Source organism: Pseudomonas sp. R3-41, assembly GCF_054161485.1.
This window is the reverse complement of sequence record NZ_CP096421.1, coordinates 1,467,480-1,489,303: the sequence shown is the minus strand read 5'-3', so window position 1 is coordinate 1,489,303 and position 21,824 is coordinate 1,467,480. Positions and strand designations below refer to the sequence as shown.

Sequence of the window (21,824 nt, the reverse complement as noted above, 5' to 3'; positions counted from 1 at the left end):
AGTGGCTCGCGCCCCTGATATCCCTGTGGCGAGGGAGCTTGCTCCCGCTCGGTTGCGCAGCGACCGCAAAATCCTGGGGCCGCTGCGCAGCCCAGCGGGAGCAAGCTCCCTCGCCACAGGCTTTCACCGCCATCCTCATCAGTCCGTCGCGATCGCGAGCAAGCTCGCTCCCACAGGATGCTGGCCTGCGATATACTGCCGCGCCTTTTTAGCGTCGCGCCAGCATGCCCGGCGTGCCTTATAGAGGTGCCGCCCGTCGACCGATGCACCCAAGCGGCCGGCACCTTATTGAATGTTCCCGTCTTTAGAGAGGAGCGCGACTCATGACCGTGATCAAGCAAGATGACCTGATACAGAGCGTCGCCGACGCCCTGCAGTTCATTTCCTACTACCACCCCGTGGATTTCATCCAGGCGATGCACGAAGCCTACCTGCGCGAAGAATCGCCGGCGGCCCGTGACTCCATGGCGCAGATCCTGATCAACTCGCGCATGTGCGCCACCGGCCATCGGCCGATCTGCCAGGACACCGGCATCGTGACTGTGTTCGTGCGCGTGGGCATGGATGTGCGTTGGGATGGCGCGACCATGGGCCTGGACGACATGATCAACGAGGGCGTGCGTCGCGCCTACAACCTGCCGGAAAATGTCCTGCGTGCCTCCATCCTCGCCGACCCGGCAGGCGCACGCAAAAACACCAAGGACAACACCCCGGCGGTCATCCACTACTCCATCGTCCCGGGCAACACCGTGGAAGTGGACGTAGCGGCCAAGGGCGGCGGTTCCGAGAACAAGTCGAAGATGGCCATGCTCAACCCGTCCGACTCCATCGTCGACTGGGTGCTCAAGACCGTTCCGACCATGGGGGCCGGCTGGTGCCCACCGGGCATGCTCGGTATCGGCATCGGCGGCACTGCCGAGAAAGCCGCGGTGATGGCCAAGGAAGTCTTGATGGAATCCATCGACATCCATGAGCTCAAGGCCCGCGGCCCGCAGAACCGTATTGAAGAGATGCGCCTGGAGCTGTTCGAGAAGGTCAACCAACTGGGCATCGGCGCCCAGGGCCTGGGTGGCCTGACGACGGTGCTCGACGTGAAGATCATGGATTACCCGACCCACGCCGCCTCCCTGCCGGTGTGCATGATCCCCAACTGCGCCGCCACCCGTCACGCCCACTTCGTGCTGGACGGCACCGGCCCGGCTTCGCTGGAAGCGCCACCGCTGGACGCCTACCCGGAAATCGTCTGGGAAGCCGGCCCGTCGGCCCGTCGCGTCAACCTCGACACCTTGACCCCGGAAGACGTGCAGAGCTGGAAGCCGGGCGAAACCGTGCTGCTCAACGGCAAGATGCTCACCGGTCGCGACGCCGCGCACAAGCGCATGGTCGAGATGCTGAACAAGGGTGAAACCTTGCCGGTGGACCTCAAGGGCCGCTTCATCTACTACGTCGGCCCGGTCGATCCGGTCGGCGACGAAGTGGTCGGCCCAGCCGGTCCGACCACCGCCACACGGATGGACAAGTTCACCCGCCAGATCCTCGAGCAGACCGGCCTGTTGGGCATGATCGGCAAATCCGAGCGCGGCCCGACCGCCATCGAAGCGATCAAGGACAACAAAGCCGTCTACCTGATGGCCGTCGGCGGTGCCGCTTACCTGGTGGCCCAGGCGATCAAGAAATCCAAGGTCCTGGCGTTCGCCGAACTGGGCATGGAAGCGATCTACGAGTTCGAGGTCAAGGACATGCCAGTGACGGTCGCCGTGGACAGCAAGGGCGAGTCGGTGCATATCACGGGTCCTGCCATCTGGCAGAAAAAGATCAGCGACAGCCTGGCGGTCGAAGTGCAGTAACAGGCATTTTGGCGCAGTGAAAAAGGCCGGCGGGGCAACAACCCCACCGGCCTTTTTTTATGCAGTGATGCCACAGCCGCCCCCTGTGGAAGCGGGCTTGCTCGCGAAAGCGGTGTGTCAGTTTGCGGTGATGTTGGATGGGCCGGCCTCTTCGCGAGCAAGCCCGCTCCCACAGGTGATCTTGGGTGTTCATAAGTTTGGGGATCACTGCGGTCATTGTGGGAGCGAGCCTGCTCGCGAAAGCGGTGGGTCAGTCGACATCAAGTTGGATGTGCTGGCGTCTTCGCGAGCAGGCTCGCTCCCACACTGGATCTCAGGTGACACAACACCCCAATCCACCACCAATCCCTGTTGGAGGCTAACTACCTGATCGCTCGAAGCAACCGCCATGCTATCGTGCCCACCCGACTTTCCACTGGTTCACGCCAGCATGCTGCCGACCCCCCGTACCTTGCGCCTGTCGTTGTACACCTTGCTGATCCTCGCCGGCGCGGCGGTTGCCGCCACCCTCGCCGTGCGCCACGCCGAGCGCGAGGCCTTGGAAGAAGACGCCAGCCGTGCCAGCCAGCAGTTGGCGCTGTATGCCAATTCGTTGCACACCCTGATCGAACGCTACCGCGCCCTGCCCGCCGTGCTGGCGCTGGACCCGGAATTGCGCTCGGCCCTCAAGGGGCCGCTCAGTGCGACTCAACAGGATGCGCTGAACCGCAAGCTCGAACAGATCAATGGCGCCGCCCAGTCATCCACATTGGAACTGCTCGACCACAGTGGCTTGGCCGTCGCGGCCAGTAACTGGCGCCTGCCCAGCAGTTATGTCGGGCACAACTATGGTTTCCGCCCCTATTTCATCCAGACCCGCACCCAGGGCACCGGGCGGTTCTACGCGGTGGGCGTGACCAGCGGCATACCGGGTTATTTCCTCTCCAGCGCCGTGACCGGCGACGACGGCGCGTTCCTTGGCGCGATGGTGGTAAAGCTGGAGTTTCCGGAGCTGGAGCGCGAATGGCGCCAGGGCAGCGATACCCTGCTGGTCAGCGATGCCCGGGGCATCATCTTCATCGCCAATCGCCCAGGCTGGCGTTATCGTCACTTGCAACCGCTGACCGACAACGACCGCGCCGAACTCAAGGCCACCCGCCAATACGACAAACAACCGTTGCAAGCCCTGGCCCATGAACCGCTGCGCCGCTTCGATGACAACAGCCATCTGGCCCGGGTCGAAGCCCCCGATGGCTCGGAGGATTACCTGTGGGAATCCTTGCCGTTGACCGCCGAGGGCTGGACCCTGCACTTGCTGCGCCGCCCGCAAATCACCTTCGAAGACTTGCGCAACGCCGGGCTCGCCGCCGCTGGCTTATGGTTGGCGCTGGTGTTCCTGTTGCTGTTTCTCAACCAACGCTGGCGCCTGGCAAGGTTGCGCCAGCGCAGCCGCGAAGAGCTGGAACGGCTGGTGGAGGAGCGCACTCGGGATCTGCGCACGGCCCAGGACGGGCTGGTGCAATCGGCCAAGCTGGCGGCGTTGGGGCAGATGTCGGCGGCCCTGGCCCATGAAATCAACCAACCGTTGACCGCCCAGCGCATGCAATTGGCAACCCTGCGCCTGCTGTTGGATCACGGTCGGGTCGATGACGCCTACAAGGCCCTCAAGCCGGTGGATGACATGCTGACCCGCATGGCCGCCCTCACCGGCCACTTGAAGACGTTCGCGCGCAAAAGCCCCAGCGGCCTGCGCGAACGCCTGGACCTGGCGGAAGTGGTGGACCAAGCCCTGCAACTGCTGGAAACACGCCTGCGCGATGAACAGATCAGCACCGTGCTGCACCTGACCCGCCCGGCGTGGGTGCGCGGCGATGCGATCCGCCTCGAACAGGTGTTGATCAACCTGCTGCGCAACGCCCTCGACGCCATGGCCGGCCAACCGCTCAAACGTTTGGAAGTGCGCCTGGAGGCCGATGAGCAATTGTGGCGCCTGACCGTCAGCGACAGCGGCACCGGCATCGCCGAGGAGCACCTGGCCCAGGTGTTCGATCCGTTCTTCACCACCAAGGCCGTGGGCGACGGCCTGGGCCTGGGGCTGGCGGTTTCGTTCGCAATCATTCATGAATCTGGTGGGCGGCTGACGGCGGACAACCACGGGAACGGCGCGGTATTCTGCGTGACCTTGCCCATCGATCAGGAGGCGCAACGGCATGCTTGATTCAGTCATGGTCGTGGATGACGAAGGCAGCATTCGCAGTGCCGTCGAGCAATGGTTGAGCCTGTCGGGGTTCCAGGTGCAACTGTTCAGCCGCGCCGACGAATGCCTGGCCCGGTTGCCGGAGCATTTCCCCGGGGTGATCCTCAGCGACGTGCGCATGCCCGGCCTCAGTGGCCTGGATCTGCTGGCCGAAGTGCGCCGCCGGGATCCAGACCTGCCGGTGATTCTCTTGACCGGTCACGGCGACGTGCCCATGGCGGTAGAGGCCATGCGCGACGGTGCCTACGACTTCCTGGAAAAGCCCTTCAGCCCGGAAGCCCTGCTTGGCAGTTTGCGCAGGGCCCTGGACAAACGTTTTCTGGTGCTGGAGAACCGTCGGTTGCACGAGCAGGCCGATGCCAGGAGCAGGCTCGACGCCACCTTGCTTGGCGTCTCCCGTGCGTTGCAAAACCTGCGCCGCCAAGTGCTGGACCTGGCGACATTGCCGGTCAACGTGTTGATCCGTGGTGAAACCGGCAGTGGCAAGGAGTTGGTCGCCCGTTGCCTGCACGACTTCGGCCCGCGGGCGAGCAAACCTTTCGTGGCCTTGAACTGCGCGGCGATTCCCGAACCGCTGTTCGAAGCCGAACTGTTCGGCCATGAAAGCGGCGCCTTCACCGGGGCCCAGGGCAAGCGCATCGGCAAGCTCGAATACGCCGATGGCGGCACGCTGTTTCTCGATGAAATCGAAAGCATGCCCCTGGCCCAGCAGGCCAAGCTGTTACGAGTTCTTCAAGAAAAAAAGCTCGAACGCCTGGGCTCCAACCAGAGCATCAACGTGGACCTGCGCATCATTGCCGCCACCAAACCCGACCTGCTGGACGAAGCCCGGGCCGGGCGTTTTCGCGAAGACTTGGCCTATCGCCTGAACATCGCTGAACTGCGCCTGCCACCGCTGCGCGAACGGCGCGAGGACATCCCCTTGCTGTTCGAACATTTCACCCACCACGCCGCCGAACGCCTGGGCCGTCCCGCCGCGCCCTTGAGCGGGCCGCAGTTGAGCCATCTGCTCAGCCACGACTGGCCGGGCAATGTGCGGGAATTGGCCAACGTCGCCGAACGCCAGGTGTTGGGGCTCGATCAACTGCCCGTTCTAGAAGCAGAGCCGGGCCAGTCCCTGGCGGCCCAACAGGAAGCCTTCGAAGCCCAGTGCCTGCGCGCCGCCCTGACGCGGCACAAAGGTGATGTGAAAGCCGTGCTTGAGGAACTGCAACTGCCGCGCCGCACCTTCAATGAAAAGATGCAGCGGCATGGGTTGAGTCGGGAGATGTTTTTGTAGGGCCCGCTGAATTCGCTGTGTCTGAACCGCCCTCATCGCGAGCAAGCTCGGCTCCCACAGGGGCCTGTGTACACCGGGCAAAATGTGGGAGCGGGCTTGCTCGCGAAGGCGTCGGGTCAGTCGATATCGAGTGGACTGACACACCGCTTTCGCGAGCAGGCTCGCTCCCACAAGGATCATATGTACACCGGACAGAAATGTGGGAGCGAGCCTGCTCGCGATGAGGCCGGTACTGACAACACACATTCCCCCTGCATAAGCGGATTCCCGCCCACACCCGCCGCCACAATAAGCGGATTTCCGCTTACGCAACGCCACAACCCCCTCTAAACCGGCCTTCTCCCAGCTGGCACAGCTCCTGCTATAGCCCTGTCAGGCTGCGTTCCCACGCGCTCCACAAAAACAATTAAACGAAGGATCCTTCAATGGATAACTCAAACACCCTGCCCATCGGGTCGGCTGCCGTGCCCGCCCGTGAAAGAACCACCGCCAGCCGGATCAAGTCGATCTTCAGTGGCTCGGTCGGCAACATGGTCGAGTGGTACGACTGGTACGTCTACGCCGCTTTCTCCTTGTACTTCGCCAAAGCCTTCTTCCCCAAGGGCGACACCACCGCCCAATTGCTCAACACCGCCGCGATCTTCGCCGTCGGCTTCCTGATGCGCCCGATCGGTGGCTGGCTGATGGGCTTGTACGCTGACCGCGCTGGTCGCAAACGCGCGTTGATGGCCTCGGTGTACTTGATGTGCTTTGGCTCGCTGATCATCGCCCTGAGCCCCGGCTACGAAACCATCGGTGTCGGCGCACCGATCCTGCTGGTGTTTGCCCGCCTGCTCCAAGGCCTGTCGGTGGGTGGCGAATACGGCACCTCGGCGACCTACCTGAGCGAAATGGCGACCAAGGAACGTCGCGGTTTCTTCTCTAGCTTCCAGTACGTAACGCTGATTTCCGGCCAGCTCATCGCCCTCGGCGTGCTGATCGTGCTGCAACAAATGTTGACCACCGAGCAGCTGTACGCCTGGGGCTGGCGCATCCCGTTCGCCATCGGCGCGCTGTGTGCGGTGGTGGCGCTGTACCTGCGTCGCGGCATGGAAGAAACCGAGTCGTTCACCAAGAAGGAAAAAGCCAAGGAAAGCGCCATGCGCACCTTGATGCGCCATCCAAAAGAGCTGATGACTGTGGTCGGCCTGACCATGGGCGGCACCCTGGCCTTCTACACCTACACCACCTATATGCAGAAATACCTGGTGAACACCGTCGGCATGAGCATCTCCGACTCCACCACCATTTCCGCCGCAACGCTGTTCCTGTTCATGTGCCTGCAACCGCTGATCGGCGGGCTGTCGGACAAGATCGGTCGTCGGCCGATCCTGATCGCCTTCGGCATCCTCGGCACCCTGTTCACCGTGCCGATCCTCACCACCCTGCACACCATCGAGACCTGGTGGGGCGCGTTCTTCCTGATCATGGCCGCGCTGATCATCGTCAGCGGCTACACCTCGATCAACGCCGTGGTGAAGGCCGAGTTGTTCCCCACCGAAATCCGCGCCCTGGGCGTCGGCCTGCCCTACGCGCTGACCGTGTCGATTTTCGGCGGCACCGCTGAATACATCGCGCTGTGGTTCAAGAGCATCGGTATGGAGACCGGCTACTACTGGTACGTGACGGCCTGCATTGCCGTGTCGCTGCTGGTGTACATCACCATGAAAGATACACGCAAGCATTCACGGATCGTGACCGACTGATCTCCAAGTCGTACGCACAAAAGGGGCGAACCTACAGGTTCGCCCCTTTTTTCGTTCTGCCTGTCCAAAGATTTATCCGACATTAATCTCTGGTTAATGCCTGACCTCCATCCTCACCCTCAACAGAACGCCATTCGATACGCCGGCAATGGGCCTCATTGACCGTTCTGTGGCAACCCAATATAGATCTATTTAATTGATAGATTTAAGCATTTATTTGCGCTTTTTAATCAAATTAACTAGCGTAATATGAAGTCCACACCCAAGGCGCCTAACGCCAAACATTCTGGAGCACGACCATGAAAACCAAACTGATCATCGCCCTGACCCTGTCCGTACTGGCCGCCAACACTTTTGCTGCCGACGGTTTCGACCGCACCAGCTCGGCCATCGCCGCTGATGGTTACGACCGCACCGGCGCTTCTACCCTCGCCGCCGATGGCTTCGACCGCACCAACGGCGCAATCGCCGCCGACGGTTTCGACCGCACCAACGGTGCAATCGCTGCCGACGGTTTCGACCGCACCAACGGCGCAATCGCCGCCGACGGTTTCGACCGCACCAACGGCGCAATCGCTGCCGACGGTTTCGACCGCACCAACGGCGCAATCGCCGCCGACGGTTTCGACCGCACCAACGGCGCAATCGCTGCCGACGGTTTCGACCGCACCAATGGCGCAATCGCTGAAGATGGCTTCGACCGCACCAACGCTGCTGCCATCAGCTAATCCGATCACCACACCCTCACAGCCCGGCCTCGGCCGGGCTTAGTTGTTTTTGGATCACAGGAAAACGGGCAGCCTCAAGCCGAGCACAAAGTGAAAAACACTGAAGAACAAATGTGGGAGCGAGCCTGCTCGCGATGACATCATCCGACGCGGCAACGGTTGCGCGTCATAGACAGCTATCGCGAGCAGGCTCGCTCCCACAAAGGTATCGGGCGCTCAGGTTTTGCTTGCTCGGCTGGAAATAACTCACCAACCCTTGCACTATCCCTTCGTTTTCAACCCATTCAGGACCCGGCCCGATGCCCGATGACATCCACTTCTACGAACCCGCCAACGGCCACGGCCTGCCCCACGATCCGTTCAACGCCATCGTCGGCCCACGGCCCATTGGCTGGATTTCATCCCAGGATGGCGAAGGCCGCCTGAACCTGGCGCCCTACAGTTTTTTCAACGCCTTCAACTACGTGCCGCCGATCATTGGCTTCTCCAGCGTCGGGCGCAAAGACAGCCTGAACAACATCGAACAGACCGGTGAATTCGCCTGGAACCTGGCCACTCGCCCGCTGGCCGAGCAGATGAACCAGAGCTGCGCGATGGTCGCGCCCGAGATCAATGAGTTCGAACTGGCGGGTCTGACGGCGGCCCCGTCACGGGTGATCCAGGTACCGCGCGTCGCCGAAAGCCCGGTGTCCTTCGAATGCAAGGTCTCGCAGATCATTCAATTGCAGCGGGCGGACAAGGAGCGGGTGCCGAGCTGGCTGATCCTCGGCGAAGTCGTCGCCGTGCATATCGCCCAGTGGCTGTTGAAGGATGGGGTGTACGACACCGCCGCCGCCGAGCCGATCTTGCGCGGTGGCGGGCCGGCGGATTATTTCCAATTGGGGCCTGAGGCGTTGTTCAAGATGCATCGCCCGAAGTAAGCGATAAAATCCTGCAAACAACACCGCTCACTTGAAATGAAGGTGTGTGTGGCGAGGGAGCTTGCTCCCGCTTGGGTGCGCAGCGCCCACCAAAAAAGGGGCCGCTGCGCAGCCCAGCGGGAGCAAGCTCCCTCGCCACAAAAGCATTCCCATCAATGCTGATTTACCAGACCAACCCGCCCTCGTCATCGACACCCTTGAGGTGGGTCAGCTGCAGGGCTGCCGCTTCATCGGCTTTGACGGCGGTCTCGAAGGTCTGCTCTTCAAGCACCTTGTTGAAGCGCGGCGCACCTGAGCCGCCGATGGCCTTGGTGGCTATGGCGGCGTGGTAACCACCGCCCTCCTTGGGAACAACAGCAGAAACAGCTTCAAAGGTTTCAAAGGCTTTACGTGCCATGTCTTGTGCATCCTGGCGGTGGAAAATGACCGCCATTAAACCTTCAACCCGCCAGTTTGTGTACCTGTGCCCGGCCCCCTTCGGTCGCCTGGGCGGCGGAGACTTCCCTGAAGGTATGGAAATCCAGGCTGCTCACCACCAGGTCTTGCACCAGCTCGGCGAAAATCGCCATGGCCGGCGAATTGAAGTAAGCGTCCATGGACGGCTGATTGACCCAGAGCCCGGACACCAGCCACAAATCAGCGTCGCATTGCGATTGCTGCAAGGCAAAGTGCAGGCAACCGGGCGCCTGGCGCGAAGGTGCGATCAGCGTGCTCAGGCGCGCACCCAATTGCTTGGAGCAACCGCCGCGGGCCCGGACAAAAGCCATGTGGCTGACGGGGATGTGTGTAGTCATGTTCAACCCTCCCAGGTAATCCGTTGTGCAGCCGGGGACAGGCTGCGACAGGATCAAAGGTTAAGCGCCACGCCGCCAGCTTCGTTAGTCGATTCCTGCCGACCCATTGCACGATCCTGCGCATCGGCCGCACAAAATCCGCCAACGATCCGCTGGCAACCCGGGAAGTTGAAACAAAAGGTTTCAAGCAAGTTTCGGCAGCGTTGCACCGTCATGGCCCATTGCGCCGTGCAGGATCAGGCAAGCTTTCAACAGGATGTGGCTACCGCTGCGCCTTGCACAAACATAAGCTTTGTCCATTGCTCCCTATTGCCTGAGGATTCCGGCATGTCGCCACTCGATCACGCCCACGTCCCGCTGGACACGTACCTGGAACAACAGCGCGCCGAACTGGCGTCGATCATTGACCGCAACACCAGCGAAGACGGCAGCTACGCCACGGCCATCGGCTCGCTGAACCTGTCGCGGCACAGCCAGCCTCATCGATTCGCCCCGGTGCTGGCGCAACCGGCGCTGTGCATCATGGCCCAGGGCAGCAAACAGGTGTGCCTGGCGGATGAGTCGTTCCAGTACGACCCGCTGCATTACCTGGTGGTCTCGGTCTCGATGCCACTCAGCGGATGCATCACCGACGTTTCCGCCGGACTGCCGGTCCTGGCCTTGCGCCTGGACATCGACCCGACGGAAATCACCGCGTTGATCGCCGACGCCGGCCCCTTGGGCGTGCCGACCCGCCCCGCCGGGCGTGGGCTGTATGTCGAACGGCTGGACACGCCGATGCTCGACGCCGTCCTGCGCCTGGCACGGCTGCTCGACACGCCGAAAGACATCGCCATGCTCGCGCCCCTGGTGCGCCGGGAAATCCTCTATCGCCTGTTGCGCAGCCCGCAGGGCTATCGGTTGTATGAAATCGCTATCGCCAACAGTCAGAGCCACCGCATCAGCCAGGCGATCAAATGGCTCAACGGTCATTTCGAACAGCCGTTGCGCATCGATGACCTAGCCCGGGAAGTGAACCTCAGCGTCTCGACCCTGCATCACCGCTTCAAGGCCATGACCGCCATGAGCCCGCTGCAATACCAGAAGCAACTGCGCTTGCAGGAAGCCCGCCGACTGATGCTGGCCGAAGGGCTGGAAGCTTCGGCGGCGGGGTATCGGGTGGGTTACGAAAGTCCTTCGCAGTTCAGCCGCGAGTACAGCCGGTTGTTCGGCGCGCCGCCGCTAAGGGATCTGGCGCGGTTGCGGATGACTGTTTGATCTGAGGTTTGTGCAGCCCTTGCCGGCCCCTTCGCGAGCAAGCCCGCTCCCACATTTGATTTGCGGTGAACACAACATCTGTCATCACCACAGATCCCCTGTGGGAGCGGGCTTGCTCGCGAAGAGGCCAGTCGTTGCGACTCAACTCGTCGGTTTCCAGCGCGCCTGATCGATCTCAATCAACGTCGGCCCCTGCCGCTCACGCGCCGCCAGCAACGCGGCCCTCAGCGACGGCACATCATCGTTGGCCTCGGCAAAACAGCCCAACGCCTTGGCAACACCGATGAAATTCGGGGTGTAGATGTCCACCCCCACCGGCTCAATGGCGCGGTTGACCATGTATTTCTTGATCTCCTCGTAACCCTGGTTATTCCACAGCAACACGATCACGGGCGTGCGCGCTTCCACGGCACTGGCCAGTTCCGGCAGGGTGAACTGCAACCCACCGTCGCCGATCAGGCACACCACCGCCGGGCGGCCGTGGCCCAGGTCCTTGCCGCCGAGCCAGGCACCGATGGCCGCCGGCAATGCGTAGCCGAGGGTGCCGTAGCCGGTGGAGGAGTTGAACCAGCGGCGCGGCTGTTCCAGGTTGAAGGTCAGGTTGCCGGTGTACACCGGTTGCGTGGAATCGCCGACGAACACCGCCTCCGGTAGCGTCTGCAAGACTGTGTCGAGAAATACCGTCTGGGCCCGGGTCGCGGCGTCCCAACTGCCTTGAAGCTCGGCGCGCAACCGGGCGGCACGCGCCGGTCCCCAATCGGCGTGGCGTTCAGCCAAGGGTTGCCGGCCCAATTCGTCGAGCACGGCCCGGGCCGCGATGCGGGCGTCGGCCACCAAGGCCAGGTGCGGCGGGTAGTTGCGCACGGTCTGGTCCGGGTCGATGTCGATACGCAACAGCGCACCGGGAATTTCGAAGCCGCCGGCGAAGGTAATGTCGTAGTCGGTCTCGGCCAATTCGGTGCCGATGGCCAGCACCACGTCCGCTTCGGCCACCAAGGCACGGGTCGCCACCAGGCTCTGGGTGGAGCCGATCAACAACGGATGGCGCGCCGGCAGCAGGCCCTTGGCATTGATGGTCAACGCCACGGGTGCGCCGAGGCGTTCGGCCAACTCGGTCAATTCGGCCGCGGCGTCGATGGCCCCGCCACCGGCCAGGATCAAAGGCCGTCGAGCCGTCGCCAGCAGGCCAGCCACTTGTTTGACCGCATGGGGTGCGGCACCGGCGCGGCTGATATTCACTGGCACGCTGGCCAGCCAGGCATCGGCGTCTTCGACCAGCACATCCAGCGGGATTTCAATGTGCACCGGCCGTGGGCGCCCGGCCTGGAACACCGCGAACGCCCGGGCCAGCACGCCGGGCAACTCGGCGGCGGACATCAGCGTGTGGGAAAACGCCGCGACACCGCCTACCAACGCAGACTGGTTCGGCAGTTCATGCAGCTTGCCGCGGCCGCCGCCCAACTGGCTGCGCGACTGCACGCTGGAGATCACCAGCATCGGGATCGAATCGGCATAGGCCTGGCCCATGGCGGTGGTGATATTGGTCATGCCCGGGCCGGTGATGATGAAACACACGCCGGGCTTACCACTGACGCGGGCGTAACCGTCGGCCATGAAGCCTGCGCCCTGCTCATGCCGCGGCGTCACATGGCGGATGCTCGAACGGGCCAGCCCGCGGTACAACTCGACGGTATGCACGCCGGGAATGCCGAACACCTGCTCCACGCCATAACCTTCAAGTAACTTGACCAATACTTCGCCGCACGTCGCCATTGCCATTGCCTTTCTTCTGGTCGGATAAAGGGCCGCGCAGCGCAGGCGGCGGCCCCTTTCCTGTCTTGGGAATGGGGTTATTGGAACGGTCCGGGCATGGCGCCAACAATGGATAAAAAGTCATACTAGCCATGTCCTCACGTCATGGCTGGATCGAAATGAAACGACTCCCCCCGTTGCCAGCGCTGCACACGTTTCTGATCACGGCCCAATGTTGCAACTTCACCCGGGCCGCCGAACAGCTGCACATCACCCAGGGCGCGGTGAGCCGGCAGATCGCCGGGCTGGAAGATCATTTGGGTTATGCGCTGTTCCGGCGCCAGGCGCGCGGCCTGAGCCTGACCGCCGAGGGCCAGGCCTGGCTGCCACGGGTGCAGCAGGTGTTCAGCCTGATCGACGAAGCGGTCGAGCAGATCGGCGAGAAGCGCCAGGTCCTGCGGCTCAAGGCCCCGACCTGTGTGATGCGCTGGCTACTGCCGCGTTTGTTGCAGTGGCAAAAGGAACGACCGGACGTACCGGTGGAGCTGACCACCACCGTCAGGCACGGCGTGGATTTCCAGCGTGAAGCCTTCGACGCCGCGGTGGTCTATGGCCCGCCGCCGGACACCTCGCTGGCGTGCCTGCACCTGTTCGATGAGCAACTGACGCCCGTGTGCTCGCGCCCGGTCCTGGAAGGCCTGGTGCCGTTGCATGATCCCGCCGACCTGCGACACCACCTGCTGTTGCACCCGGCCCTTGACCAGCGCGACTGGAACGCCTGGCTGACGGCGGCCGATGTGCATTTAAGCAATGTCAGCAAGGGCCAGCACTTCGAAACCCTGGACCTGGCAATGTCCATGGCTTCCCAGGGCACCGGCGTGGCGATTGGCGACTGGTCGCTGATCGGCGACGACCTGAGCGCCGGCCGACTGGTGATGCCGTTCGAGCTGAAGGTCAAGACCGGCCTGGGCTATCACCTGGTGCACCCGCGCAAGCCCCAGGCCTCGGGGCCATTGCAGGCATTGATGGGGTGGTTGGTGGAGCAGGCTCAAACACGTTGAATGCTCGCAAGGTGCTTTTGTGGCGAGGGAGCTTGCTCCCGCTGGAGCGCGAAGCGGTCCCAAAATGTTTCAACCTCAAAATAGATCAAGGCATGAAATGTTGGGGCTGCTGCGCCCGAAGCGTCGGACCGGCCCAGCGGGAGCAAGCTCCCTCGCCACAAAAGCCGGGCAGGACCTTAGAAAAAGTGTTCCATCAAAGCAGATTCGGCGCCTGCGCCGGCTCGATCTGCGCCCAGTGCGAAGTGTCTTCACGGTGCTGCTGCAGGTACGGCAACACTGCCCCCAGCAAGGGCGCCTTGAACGCGTCCTGGAAGCGATGGGCCAGGCCCGGGATCAGTTTCAGTTGGCTGCCTTGGATGTGCGCCGCCAGATGCACGCCGTGCATCACCGGCAGCAAAGGGTCGGCGGTGCCGTGGACGACCAGGGTCGGCACCCGCAGTTGATTGAGCAGGGCCACCCGGCTCGGCTCGGCCATGATCGCCATGATCTGGCGCTTCACGCCTTCAGGATTGAAGGCCCGGTCATAAGCCACGGCGGCCTGATGCAGCAAGGCCTGGCGATCGTCCATCACCACCGGGCTGCCCAACGCGGCCAGCAGATCGGCTTGCTGTTCAAGGGCCATTTCGCGATTCGGCGCACCACGCCGGGACAACAGCTGCACCAGTCTTTCGCTGGGCGCGGGCAAGCCGGCGGCACTGGAACTGGTCATGATCAGGGTCAGGCTTTCAACCCGCTCAGGCGCCATGGCGGCCATGTGCTGGGCGATCATCCCGCCCATGCTCGCGCCCAGCACATGGAAGCGCTGCACCTGCAAGGCATCCATCAGCCCCAGCCCGTCGTCGGCCATGTCCGTCAGGGTATACGGCGCGGCCACGGGCAAGCCGAGTTTGTAGCGCAGGGCTTCAAAAGTCAGGTTGGCGCTGCCGGGCGCCTGACGCCAGGTGGACAGGCCAACATCGCGGTTGTCGTAGCGAATCACCCGGAAACCCTGCTCACACAGGGCGACCACCACTTCGTCCGGCCAATGGATCAGTTGCCCGCCCAGGCCCATCACCAACAGCAAGGCAGGATCCGAGGCACGGCCAATGCTTTGGTAAGCCAGGCTGACCTGATCCAGGTCGACATGTTGAGTTGCAACATTGACATCACAACGAGACGCCGCCATCGACGGCAGGCCGAACAACAGCACGGCCAGGAAAATGAATACACGCATGAAGAAACACCAAAACGCAGAACCCCAGTAGAGCGCGAGTCTGATGAAGTTTGTTCAAGCGCGCTGCCACAGTTGCGTGACAGTTTGATGAAGATTGCCGAGTGGTTATCTGAAGCCATGTGGTGATTCTGTGGCGAGGGAGCTTGCTCCCGCTGGGCTGCGTAGCAGCCCCAACATTTCATGCCTTGATCTTATGTTGAGGTTGAGGCCTTTTGGGACCGCTTCGCGGTCCAGCGGGAGCAAGCTCCCTCGCCACAAAAAAAAGCGCCCTTGCCAGAAATTGGCGCTCGCCTACTACATCCGGATCTCAGGCCAACTGGCTACGCAACTGCCGCGCCGCCGCCACCATGTTCACCAGCGCCGCTTCCGTTTCTGGCCAGCCCCGAGTCTTCAGCCCGCAGTCGGGGTTGATCCACAGCCGCTCGGCAGCGATCCGTTTCACCGCCTTGCTCATCAGCGCAACCATCTCGGCGGTGTCCGGCACCCGTGGCGAGTGGATGTCGTAGACGCCCGGGCCGATGTCGTTCGGGTAGTCGAACGCCTCGAAAGCTTCCAGCAATTCCATGTCCGAACGGGAGGTTTCGATGGTGATCACATCGGCGTCCATGTCGGCGATGGCCTTGATCACATCATTGAACTCGCTGTAGCACATGTGGGTATGGATCTGGGTGTCATCCGCCACGCCCGAGGCGCACAAGCGGAAAGCCTCCACGGCCCAATCCAGGTAGGCCTGCCATTCCCCGCGACGCAACGGCAACCCCTCGCGGAACGCCGCTTCGTCGATCTGCACAATCTTGATCCCGGCTTTTTCCAAGTCCAACACTTCGTCCCGCAGGGCCAGGGCCAGTTGCCGGGCCTGGACCTGGCGCGACACGTCTTCGCGGGGGAACGACCACATCAGCATGGTCACGGGCCCGGTGAGCATGCCTTTCATGACCTTGTCGGTCAGGCTTTGCGCGTAACGGATCCAGTCGACGGTCATGGCTTTCGGGCGGCTGATATCGCCGTAGATGATCGCCGGCTTCACACACCGCGAGCCATAACTCTGCACCCAGCCGAAACGGGTGAAGGCATAGCCGTCCAGTTGCTCGGCGAAGTACTCCACCATGTCGTTGCGTTCGGCTTCACCGTGCACCAGCACGTCCAGGCCCAGGCGCTCCTGGATCTGCACGGCATGGCGGATCTCGGTGTGCATGGCGTCCTGATAGTCGTTGGCCGACAATTTGCCTTGTTTGTAGGCCTGGCGCGCCAGGCGGATGGCCGGGGTCTGCGGGAAGGAGCCGATAGTGGTGGTGGGAAAGGTCGGCAGCGCCAGGCGTGCGCGCTGGCGTTCGATGCGCTGGGCAAACGGCGAGCGCCGCTGGCTGTCCTGTGGACTGATCGCTGCGAGGCGCGCCTGGACCTCGGCTTTGTGAATACGCGCCGAGCCGGCGCGGCGGGCCTGCACCGCGCGGCTGTCGCTCAAGGCCTGTCGCACGGCGGGGGCCAGGGGATCGTTCAGCGCATCGCGCAGCACCGCGACTTCACCGCACTTCTGCACGGCAAAGGCGAGCCAGCTTTTGAGTTCCGGATCGAGCCGATCTTCACGCTCCAGATCCACCGGGCTGTGCAGCAGCGAGCACGAGGTGCTGACCCAGAGGTTGTCGCCAAAGCGCTCCTGGGCCGGCTGCAAGTGCGCCAGCGCCTGTTCCAGTTCGCAGCGCCAGACGTTGCGACCGTTGACCAGGCCCACCGAGAGAATCTTGTACGTCGGCAGGCGGTCCAGCACCTGGCCCAGTTGTTCCGGGTCACGTACCGCGTCGATGTGCAAGCCGTCCACCGGCAGGCTCACCGCCAGGCCGAGGTTGTCTTGCAGGCCACTGAAATAGGTGGCCACGAGTTTTTTCAACGGCGAGTATTGGAGGATGTGATAAGCGCGCTCGAAGGCGCTCTTCCAGGCCTGAGGCAGGTCGAGGGTGAGGATCGGTTCGTCGATCTGCACCCATTCCACGCCCTGGGCCTTGAGGCGGTTGAGGATTTCACCATAGACCGGCAGCAGGCGCTCCAGCAGGTCGAGTTTGTCAAACGCCTCGCCCTTGGCCTTGCCCAGCCACAAGTAGGTCAACGGGCCGATGATCACCGGTTTGACCCGGTGGCCCAAGGCATGGGCCTCGTCCACTTCGTCAAACAACTGTTCCCAGCTCAGGGCGAAGGCCTGGTCGGCGGAAAACTCCGGGACCAGGTAGTGGTAGTTGGTGTCGAACCACTTGGTCAGCTCCTGGGCGTATTGCGCCTGGCCGTGGTCGGCACCGCAGCAACTGGCCGTGGCGCCACGGGCCATGGCGAACAAGGTGTCGAGGGTCGGTCGTCCCTGGGCATTCAAGGTGCTGTGGAAACGCTGCGGGACGGCGCCCAGGGTCAACGTGTGGCTAAGCACTTGGTCGTACCAGGCGAAGTCGCCGACGGGCAGCAGGTCGATGCCGGCGTCCTTTTGCAGTTGCCAGTGCCGGGCCCGCAGTTCACGGCCTACGGCCTGCAACGCTACCGGGGCCAGGTCGCCCTTCCAGTAGGCCTCGAGGGCTTTTTTCAATTCGCGGTCGGCGCCGATGCGGGGGAAACCGAGGGTGTGGGCCAGGGCCATGGTGTGCGTCCTCCTGTAAAAGATGGCGCCATTGTCGACAACCCGACCTGCATGAGACAAACTCAACCTTTTCGTGTTGATCACAAGTTTTACTCATGGAGCTACTCCGGTGCTTGAACTCCGTCACCTCAAGACCCTGCACGCCCTGCGCGAAGCCGACAGCCTGGTCGAAGCCGCCGAACGCCTGCACCTGACCCAGTCCGCCCTCTCCCATCAGTTCAAGGAATTGGAAGAGCGCCTGGGCATGCAGTTGTTCGTGCGCAAGACCAAGCCAGTACGCTTCACCAGCGCCGGCCTGCGCCTGTTGCAACTGGCCGATGCCGCCCTGCCACTGCTGCGCAGTGCTGAACGGGACATCGCGCGGCTGGCGGGCGGCACCGCCGGGCGCCTGCACATGGCTATCGAGTGCCACAGCTGCTTCCAGTGGCTGATGCCGACCATCGACCAGTTCCGCGATGCCTGGCCGGAAGTCGAGCTGGACCTGGCCTCGGGCTTCGCTTTCGCGCCGTTGCCGGCCCTGGCCCGAGGCGACCTTGACCTGGTGGTGACCTCCGACCCGCTGGAACTGGCCGGCATTACCTACGTGCCGCTGTTCACCTATGAAGCGATGCTTGCCGTCGCCAACCAACATCGGTTGGCGGGCAAGCCCTACATCGTGCCCGAGGACTTGGTCAGCGAGACCCTGATCACCTATCCCGTGGAGCGAGATCGGTTGGACATCTTCACCCGCTTCCTGGAGCCGGCCGACATCGAACCGGCCCAGGTGCGCACGTCCGAGCTGACGGTGATGATGATGCAACTGGTGGCCAGCGGCCGTGGCGTCTGTGGCATGCCGCACTGGGCGCTGCATGAATACAGCTCACGGGGCTATGTGAAAGCCAAGCGGCTGGGGGAGAAAGGCTTGTTCGCCACGCTGTACGCAGCGGTGCGCACCGACATGCTCGACGCGCCATACATGCGCGATTTCTTACTGACGGCCAAGGACACGTCGTTTTCCACCCTCGACGGTGTCAGTGCCGTGCGCTGACTGCTTTTGTGGCGAGGGAGCTTGCTCCCGCTTGGGCGCGAAGCGGCCACAAAACGGGTCTGCTGCGCAGTCCAGCGGGAGCAAGCTCCCTCGCCACAAAAGCTCCATCACTCAAATCAGTGGTTCGATCAAAGTTCTAGCCACATATGGATTTTATCGAGGTATTCGTCGTCCACCCGGATCGCCATCGGCTCGAGGCCGTACAAGACGAAACCGCAGCGCTGGTAGAGCTTGAGCGCCGGCTCGTTGCCAGCGGTGACGGTCAGTTGCACCAGGCGCAGGAAGGTGTGGCGCCGGGCTTCGTCGAGGGCGGCCTGCACCAGTTCGTGGCCGAGCCCGCGATGGCGATGTTCGTCGGCGACGTACATGCCGAACAGCAGCGCCTTGTGTCGGGCTTTTTCCCGGGGCTCCAGGGCCAGGCCGACGATGCCGACCAGTTCTTGTTCGACAAACGCCCCCAACAGTACATCGAGCCGACTGCCCAGGCGTGACTCCCACCAGTTGATGGGCAACATCGCCCGCTCGCTGACGCTGGAGGTGAAGGCCTGGGGGTGCAAGGCATACGCCTGGAGCATCAGCTCGCGATAGGCATCGGCATCGCCAGCCCGCAGGCGTCGGATGCTCACGCCGAACGCCGCTGCTCGAGCATCAGGCGCAGGGCCAGGGCACCGAGGACAAATCCCATGACATAGCGCTGCACCGCCAGCCAGCTCGGGTTATGGACGAACCACGAGGCGATGCCGGCGGCGAACAGGGCGATCAGCAGGTTGACGCTGAAACTGACGCTGATTTGGGTCAGCCCGAGGATGAGGCTCTGGGTGAACAGCGAACCGTGTTCCGGGCTGATGAACTGCGGGAACACCGACAGATAGAACACCGCGATCTTGGGATTCAGCGCGCTGGTGAGAAAGCCCATGGTGATCAGCTTGCGCGTCGAATCCGCCGGCAGTTGCTGGGCCTCGAAGGGCGAGCGCGCACCCGGCTTCACGGCCTGCCAGGCCAGCCACAACAGGTACAGCGCACCGGCCCATTTCAATACTTCATAGGCCATGGGCACCGCCAGGAACACCGCCGTCAGCCCCGCCGCGGCAGCGAACATGTGCACGAAGAAACCCGCCACCACGCCCAACAAGGACGTAACGCCAGCCTTGCGGCCCTGGCAGATCGAACGGGAGATCAGGTAGATCATGTTCGGGCCGGGCGTCAGCACCATCAGCAACGCGGCGGCGGCGAAAATCAGCAGATCTGGCAATGGAATCATGGGCATCGGTCCTTGAAATGTGAATCAGCAGGGGGCGAGCAGTGTAGCTCGATAAAACGGCAGGATCACCTCGCCTGTCAACGGTGCCAGCACCAGATCGCTGTCGCCGGCCGGATCGATCCAGCACACCTCTTCGATTTCGGCCGCTGGCGAAACCGCAGCGTCGATGCTCAGCAAAAACACCTCGGCCTGCACGGTGAACCCCGGCTCGTTGGCCGCCGGTGCGCTGAACACGCCCAGGTAATGGGCCTGTGCCGGGTCGATCTGCAACCCCAGTTCCTCTTCCAGCTCACGGGCCAGCGCCTGCACCGGTTGTTCATGGGCCTCGATCTTGCCGCCCGGCTGCATGAAGGCCCGGGTGCCGCGCTTGCGCACCAGCAGGGTTCGACCGTCCGGCCCGAGCAGCAGGGCGGCGGCGATGCGGATGAGGGGGGTGGTCATGGGTGATAGAAACCTAGACTGGGGAAATGGCGGGCAGATTACAGCGCGTGGCGGTGGGAGCAAAGCCCGGCCCGATTTCAAAACCAACCCACATCCCCTGTGGGAGCGGGCTTGCTCGCGAAGGCGGAGCGTCAGTCAATAAATTTGTGACTGATACTCCGCCTTCGCGAGCAAGCCCGCTCCCACAGGGGTTTTGCGTTGTGACTCAGAGCCCGCTCACCCCAAGATCGGCTTCGGTGCCGAAGGGTCGGCCGCCTCTTCGGGGATCTTGACGAATACGCTGTACCGCGCGCCTTCCATCGCTTCGAAGGCAATGAGTTTTTCGATCAACGGGCCGCTCAGGACCTTGCCGGCGTTGAGCAGCAACATGCCGTTGTCAGCATTGAGGTTGCGCGCCAGGATCATCCCTGCAGTCAACTCGCGAGTGGCGGAGACTTGCACCGTCGGATCCGACAAGGTCACGTCTTCCAGGTATTCGGCACAGGCCTTGATGAAATCCTCGATCATGTCCGGGTCGTACAGCTTGCCGGCGTATTTGCGGATGTAGACCAGCGCTTCGTCGCTGTTCATCTGCCGCTCCAGGATCAACCCACGCTGCAGCTCGATGAAATCCACCGCCAGCTTCAACAGCCGCGAACCGAACGGAATGGCCTCGCCCCGAAGGTGCTCGGGAAAACCGCTGCCGTCCCAGCGCTCCTGGTGATGGCGGATGATCCGCGCCGCGTCCTTCATCGGGTCCAGGGTCATCAGCAGCGATTCGCTCTGCTTCGGATAGGCGCGGTACAGCTCCAGTTCGGTGTGGTGCAGCATGTCGGCGGGCGTGACCATCATGTTGTCGGTCCAGCTCAGCTTGCCGATGTTGTAGAGCGCCGCCGCCATGGTCAGGTCGCGGTCGGTGGACTCATCGAGAAAATTGAGCCGGCTATAGACGCGGATCAGCTCGATGATCTGCCGGTTGGTCTGCTTGGCCTTGGGCAGGCGCAGGTTGGCGATCAGCGAAAACACCTCGGTGCTGGTCACATAGCTGCGCTTGAGCTCGTCATAAGCCAGGTCAAGCATGTCGGCGGTCTGCTGCAGCTCGGAGGTGCGCGACGCCACACGTTTTTCCAGGGTGGCGTTCAGGGTCTTGAGTTGCTGGTTCTGCTCGCGGTTCAGCGCTTCGAGGCGCTGGCGCTCGCTTTCGGAGTGCTGGTGGGCCAGGGCCTGGCGCAAGGCCTGCACCAACTCCTCATCGTTCCACGGCTTGCTGAGGTAGCGATAAAGCTGCCCCTCGTTGATGGCCTTGGTCATCATGTCCACATCGGCATAACCGGTGAGCAGGATGCGCAAGGTCGATGGATACAACTTGCGGATTTCGGCCAGCAGCGTGGCGCCATCCATGTTCGGCATGCGCGCGTCGGTCATCACCAGGTCGACCGGGCGCTCCTTGAGAATTTCCAGCGCCTTGGCGCCACTGTCTGCCAGCAGGATTTCGTACGGCTGGCTGCGCAATAGCCGACGCAGGCTGTTGAGAATCGACTCTTCGTCATCGACCAGCAGCACCGTCGGCTTCTTTACCGGAACATCCGGCGATTGACCTTCCATTTGCAACCCCCTCCTGATTCACGACAACCGTTCTACCTTAGCCCCAAAAAACAGGCTAG

General features: G+C 62.8%; 19 protein-coding genes. 9 read left to right on the top strand and 10 right to left on the bottom strand.

The features are described from left to right. Nucleotides 1-323 precede the first annotated feature (323 nt). The 6 genes from M1D99_RS06685 (at nucleotide 324) to M1D99_RS06660 (ending at nucleotide 8,755) form a co-directional block, all read left to right on the top strand. Complete coding sequence (locus M1D99_RS06685) at nucleotides 324-1,847, top strand: fumarate hydratase (RefSeq protein WP_003178511.1); 1,524 nt, start codon at nucleotides 324-326, stop codon at nucleotides 1,845-1,847. A 430-nt stretch (nucleotides 1,848-2,277) separates the two neighbouring features. Continuing rightward, nucleotides 2,278-4,044 carry a sensor histidine kinase gene (locus M1D99_RS06680; RefSeq protein WP_458131558.1) on the top strand — a complete coding sequence of 589 codons (1,767 nt, stop codon included), beginning with the start codon at nucleotides 2,278-2,280 and terminating at the stop codon, nucleotides 4,042-4,044. Further along, complete coding sequence (locus M1D99_RS06675) at nucleotides 4,037-5,362, top strand: sigma-54-dependent transcriptional regulator (RefSeq protein ID WP_458131557.1); 1,326 nt, start codon at nucleotides 4,037-4,039, stop codon at nucleotides 5,360-5,362. Before M1D99_RS06680 ends, M1D99_RS06675 begins: the two co-directional genes overlap by 8 nt. Nucleotides 5,363-5,787: 425 nt before the next feature. Next, nucleotides 5,788-7,107 (top strand): MFS transporter, encoded by a 1,320-nt coding sequence (locus M1D99_RS06670; RefSeq protein WP_458131556.1) that lies wholly within the window; start codon nucleotides 5,788-5,790, stop codon nucleotides 7,105-7,107. A 299-nt stretch (nucleotides 7,108-7,406) separates the two neighbouring features. After that, complete coding sequence (locus M1D99_RS06665) at nucleotides 7,407-7,835, top strand: heme utilization protein (protein ID WP_458131555.1); 429 nt, start codon at nucleotides 7,407-7,409, stop codon at nucleotides 7,833-7,835. A gap of 299 nt (nucleotides 7,836-8,134) precedes the next feature. Further along, nucleotides 8,135-8,755 carry a flavin reductase family protein gene (locus tag M1D99_RS06660; RefSeq protein WP_458131554.1) on the top strand — a complete coding sequence of 207 codons (621 nt, stop codon included), beginning with the start codon at nucleotides 8,135-8,137 and terminating at the stop codon, nucleotides 8,753-8,755. A gap of 163 nt (nucleotides 8,756-8,918) precedes the next feature. On the opposite strand, the gene M1D99_RS06655 is transcribed toward M1D99_RS06660, so the two are convergent. From M1D99_RS06655 to M1D99_RS06645, 3 genes are read right to left on the bottom strand one after another with little or no spacing between them, the layout of a single operon-like run. After that, on the bottom strand, nucleotides 8,919-9,152 hold the full coding sequence (locus M1D99_RS06655) for a hypothetical protein (RefSeq protein WP_186706398.1): 234 nt from the start codon (nucleotides 9,150-9,152) through the stop codon (nucleotides 8,919-8,921). A gap of 43 nt (nucleotides 9,153-9,195) precedes the next feature. Next, on the bottom strand, nucleotides 9,196-9,549 hold the full coding sequence (locus M1D99_RS06650) for a putative quinol monooxygenase (protein WP_458131553.1): 354 nt from the start codon (nucleotides 9,547-9,549) through the stop codon (nucleotides 9,196-9,198). 53 nt (nucleotides 9,550-9,602) lie between these two features. Continuing rightward, nucleotides 9,603-9,764 carry a hypothetical protein gene (locus tag M1D99_RS06645; protein WP_458131552.1) on the bottom strand — a complete coding sequence of 54 codons (162 nt, stop codon included), beginning with the start codon at nucleotides 9,762-9,764 and terminating at the stop codon, nucleotides 9,603-9,605. Between the two features lie 112 nt (nucleotides 9,765-9,876). On the opposite strand from M1D99_RS06645, the gene M1D99_RS06640 reads away from it, so the two are divergent. Then, nucleotides 9,877-10,806, top strand: a complete 930-nt coding sequence (locus M1D99_RS06640) for an AraC family transcriptional regulator (protein WP_186706400.1) — start codon at nucleotides 9,877-9,879, stop codon at nucleotides 10,804-10,806. Between the two features lie 141 nt (nucleotides 10,807-10,947). Here the strand turns inward: M1D99_RS06640 and M1D99_RS06635 are convergent, their stop codons facing one another. Further along, complete coding sequence (locus M1D99_RS06635; protein WP_434576370.1) at nucleotides 10,948-12,579, bottom strand: 5-guanidino-2-oxopentanoate decarboxylase; 1,632 nt, start codon at nucleotides 12,577-12,579, stop codon at nucleotides 10,948-10,950. 158 nt (nucleotides 12,580-12,737) lie between these two features. On the opposite strand from M1D99_RS06635, the gene M1D99_RS06630 reads away from it, so the two are divergent. Further along, complete coding sequence (locus tag M1D99_RS06630) at nucleotides 12,738-13,619, top strand: LysR substrate-binding domain-containing protein (protein WP_458131551.1); 882 nt, start codon at nucleotides 12,738-12,740, stop codon at nucleotides 13,617-13,619. Between the two features lie 193 nt (nucleotides 13,620-13,812). Here the strand turns inward: M1D99_RS06630 and M1D99_RS06625 are convergent, their stop codons facing one another. Together M1D99_RS06625 and metE are read right to left on the bottom strand one after the other, a co-directional pair. Further along, the gene (locus M1D99_RS06625) at nucleotides 13,813-14,832 is read right to left on the bottom strand and encodes an alpha/beta fold hydrolase (protein ID WP_434574486.1); all 1,020 of its coding nucleotides are present in this window, start codon (nucleotides 14,830-14,832) and stop codon (nucleotides 13,813-13,815) included. A 307-nt stretch (nucleotides 14,833-15,139) separates the two neighbouring features. Then, nucleotides 15,140-17,452 carry a 5-methyltetrahydropteroyltriglutamate--homocysteine S-methyltransferase gene (gene metE / locus M1D99_RS06620; protein ID WP_434574485.1) on the bottom strand — a complete coding sequence of 771 codons (2,313 nt, stop codon included), beginning with the start codon at nucleotides 17,450-17,452 and terminating at the stop codon, nucleotides 15,140-15,142. Between the two features lie 109 nt (nucleotides 17,453-17,561). Here metE and metR point away from each other — a divergent pair, with 109 nt between their 5' ends. Next, the gene (metR, locus tag M1D99_RS06615) at nucleotides 17,562-18,479 is read left to right on the top strand and encodes a transcriptional regulator MetR (RefSeq protein ID WP_053124730.1); all 918 of its coding nucleotides are present in this window, start codon (nucleotides 17,562-17,564) and stop codon (nucleotides 18,477-18,479) included. Nucleotides 18,480-18,607: 128 nt separating this feature from the next. Here the strand turns inward: metR and M1D99_RS06610 are convergent, their stop codons facing one another. From M1D99_RS06610 to M1D99_RS06595, 4 genes are all read right to left on the bottom strand, one after another. Further along, nucleotides 18,608-19,105 carry an N-acetyltransferase family protein gene (locus M1D99_RS06610; protein ID WP_458131550.1) on the bottom strand — a complete coding sequence of 166 codons (498 nt, stop codon included), beginning with the start codon at nucleotides 19,103-19,105 and terminating at the stop codon, nucleotides 18,608-18,610. Next, on the bottom strand, nucleotides 19,102-19,740 hold the full coding sequence (locus M1D99_RS06605) for a LysE family translocator (RefSeq protein ID WP_186709917.1): 639 nt from the start codon (nucleotides 19,738-19,740) through the stop codon (nucleotides 19,102-19,104). The genes M1D99_RS06610 and M1D99_RS06605 overlap by 4 nt, the downstream gene beginning before the upstream one ends. A 24-nt stretch (nucleotides 19,741-19,764) precedes the next feature. Further along, a complete protein-coding gene (locus tag M1D99_RS06600) occupies nucleotides 19,765-20,181 on the bottom strand; it encodes an NUDIX hydrolase (RefSeq protein ID WP_458131549.1) in 417 nt (138 codons plus the stop codon). Between the two features lie 216 nt (nucleotides 20,182-20,397). Beyond that, nucleotides 20,398-21,765 carry an HD domain-containing phosphohydrolase gene (locus tag M1D99_RS06595; RefSeq protein WP_186729443.1) on the bottom strand — a complete coding sequence of 456 codons (1,368 nt, stop codon included), beginning with the start codon at nucleotides 21,763-21,765 and terminating at the stop codon, nucleotides 20,398-20,400. Nucleotides 21,766-21,824: the final 59 nt, after the last annotated feature.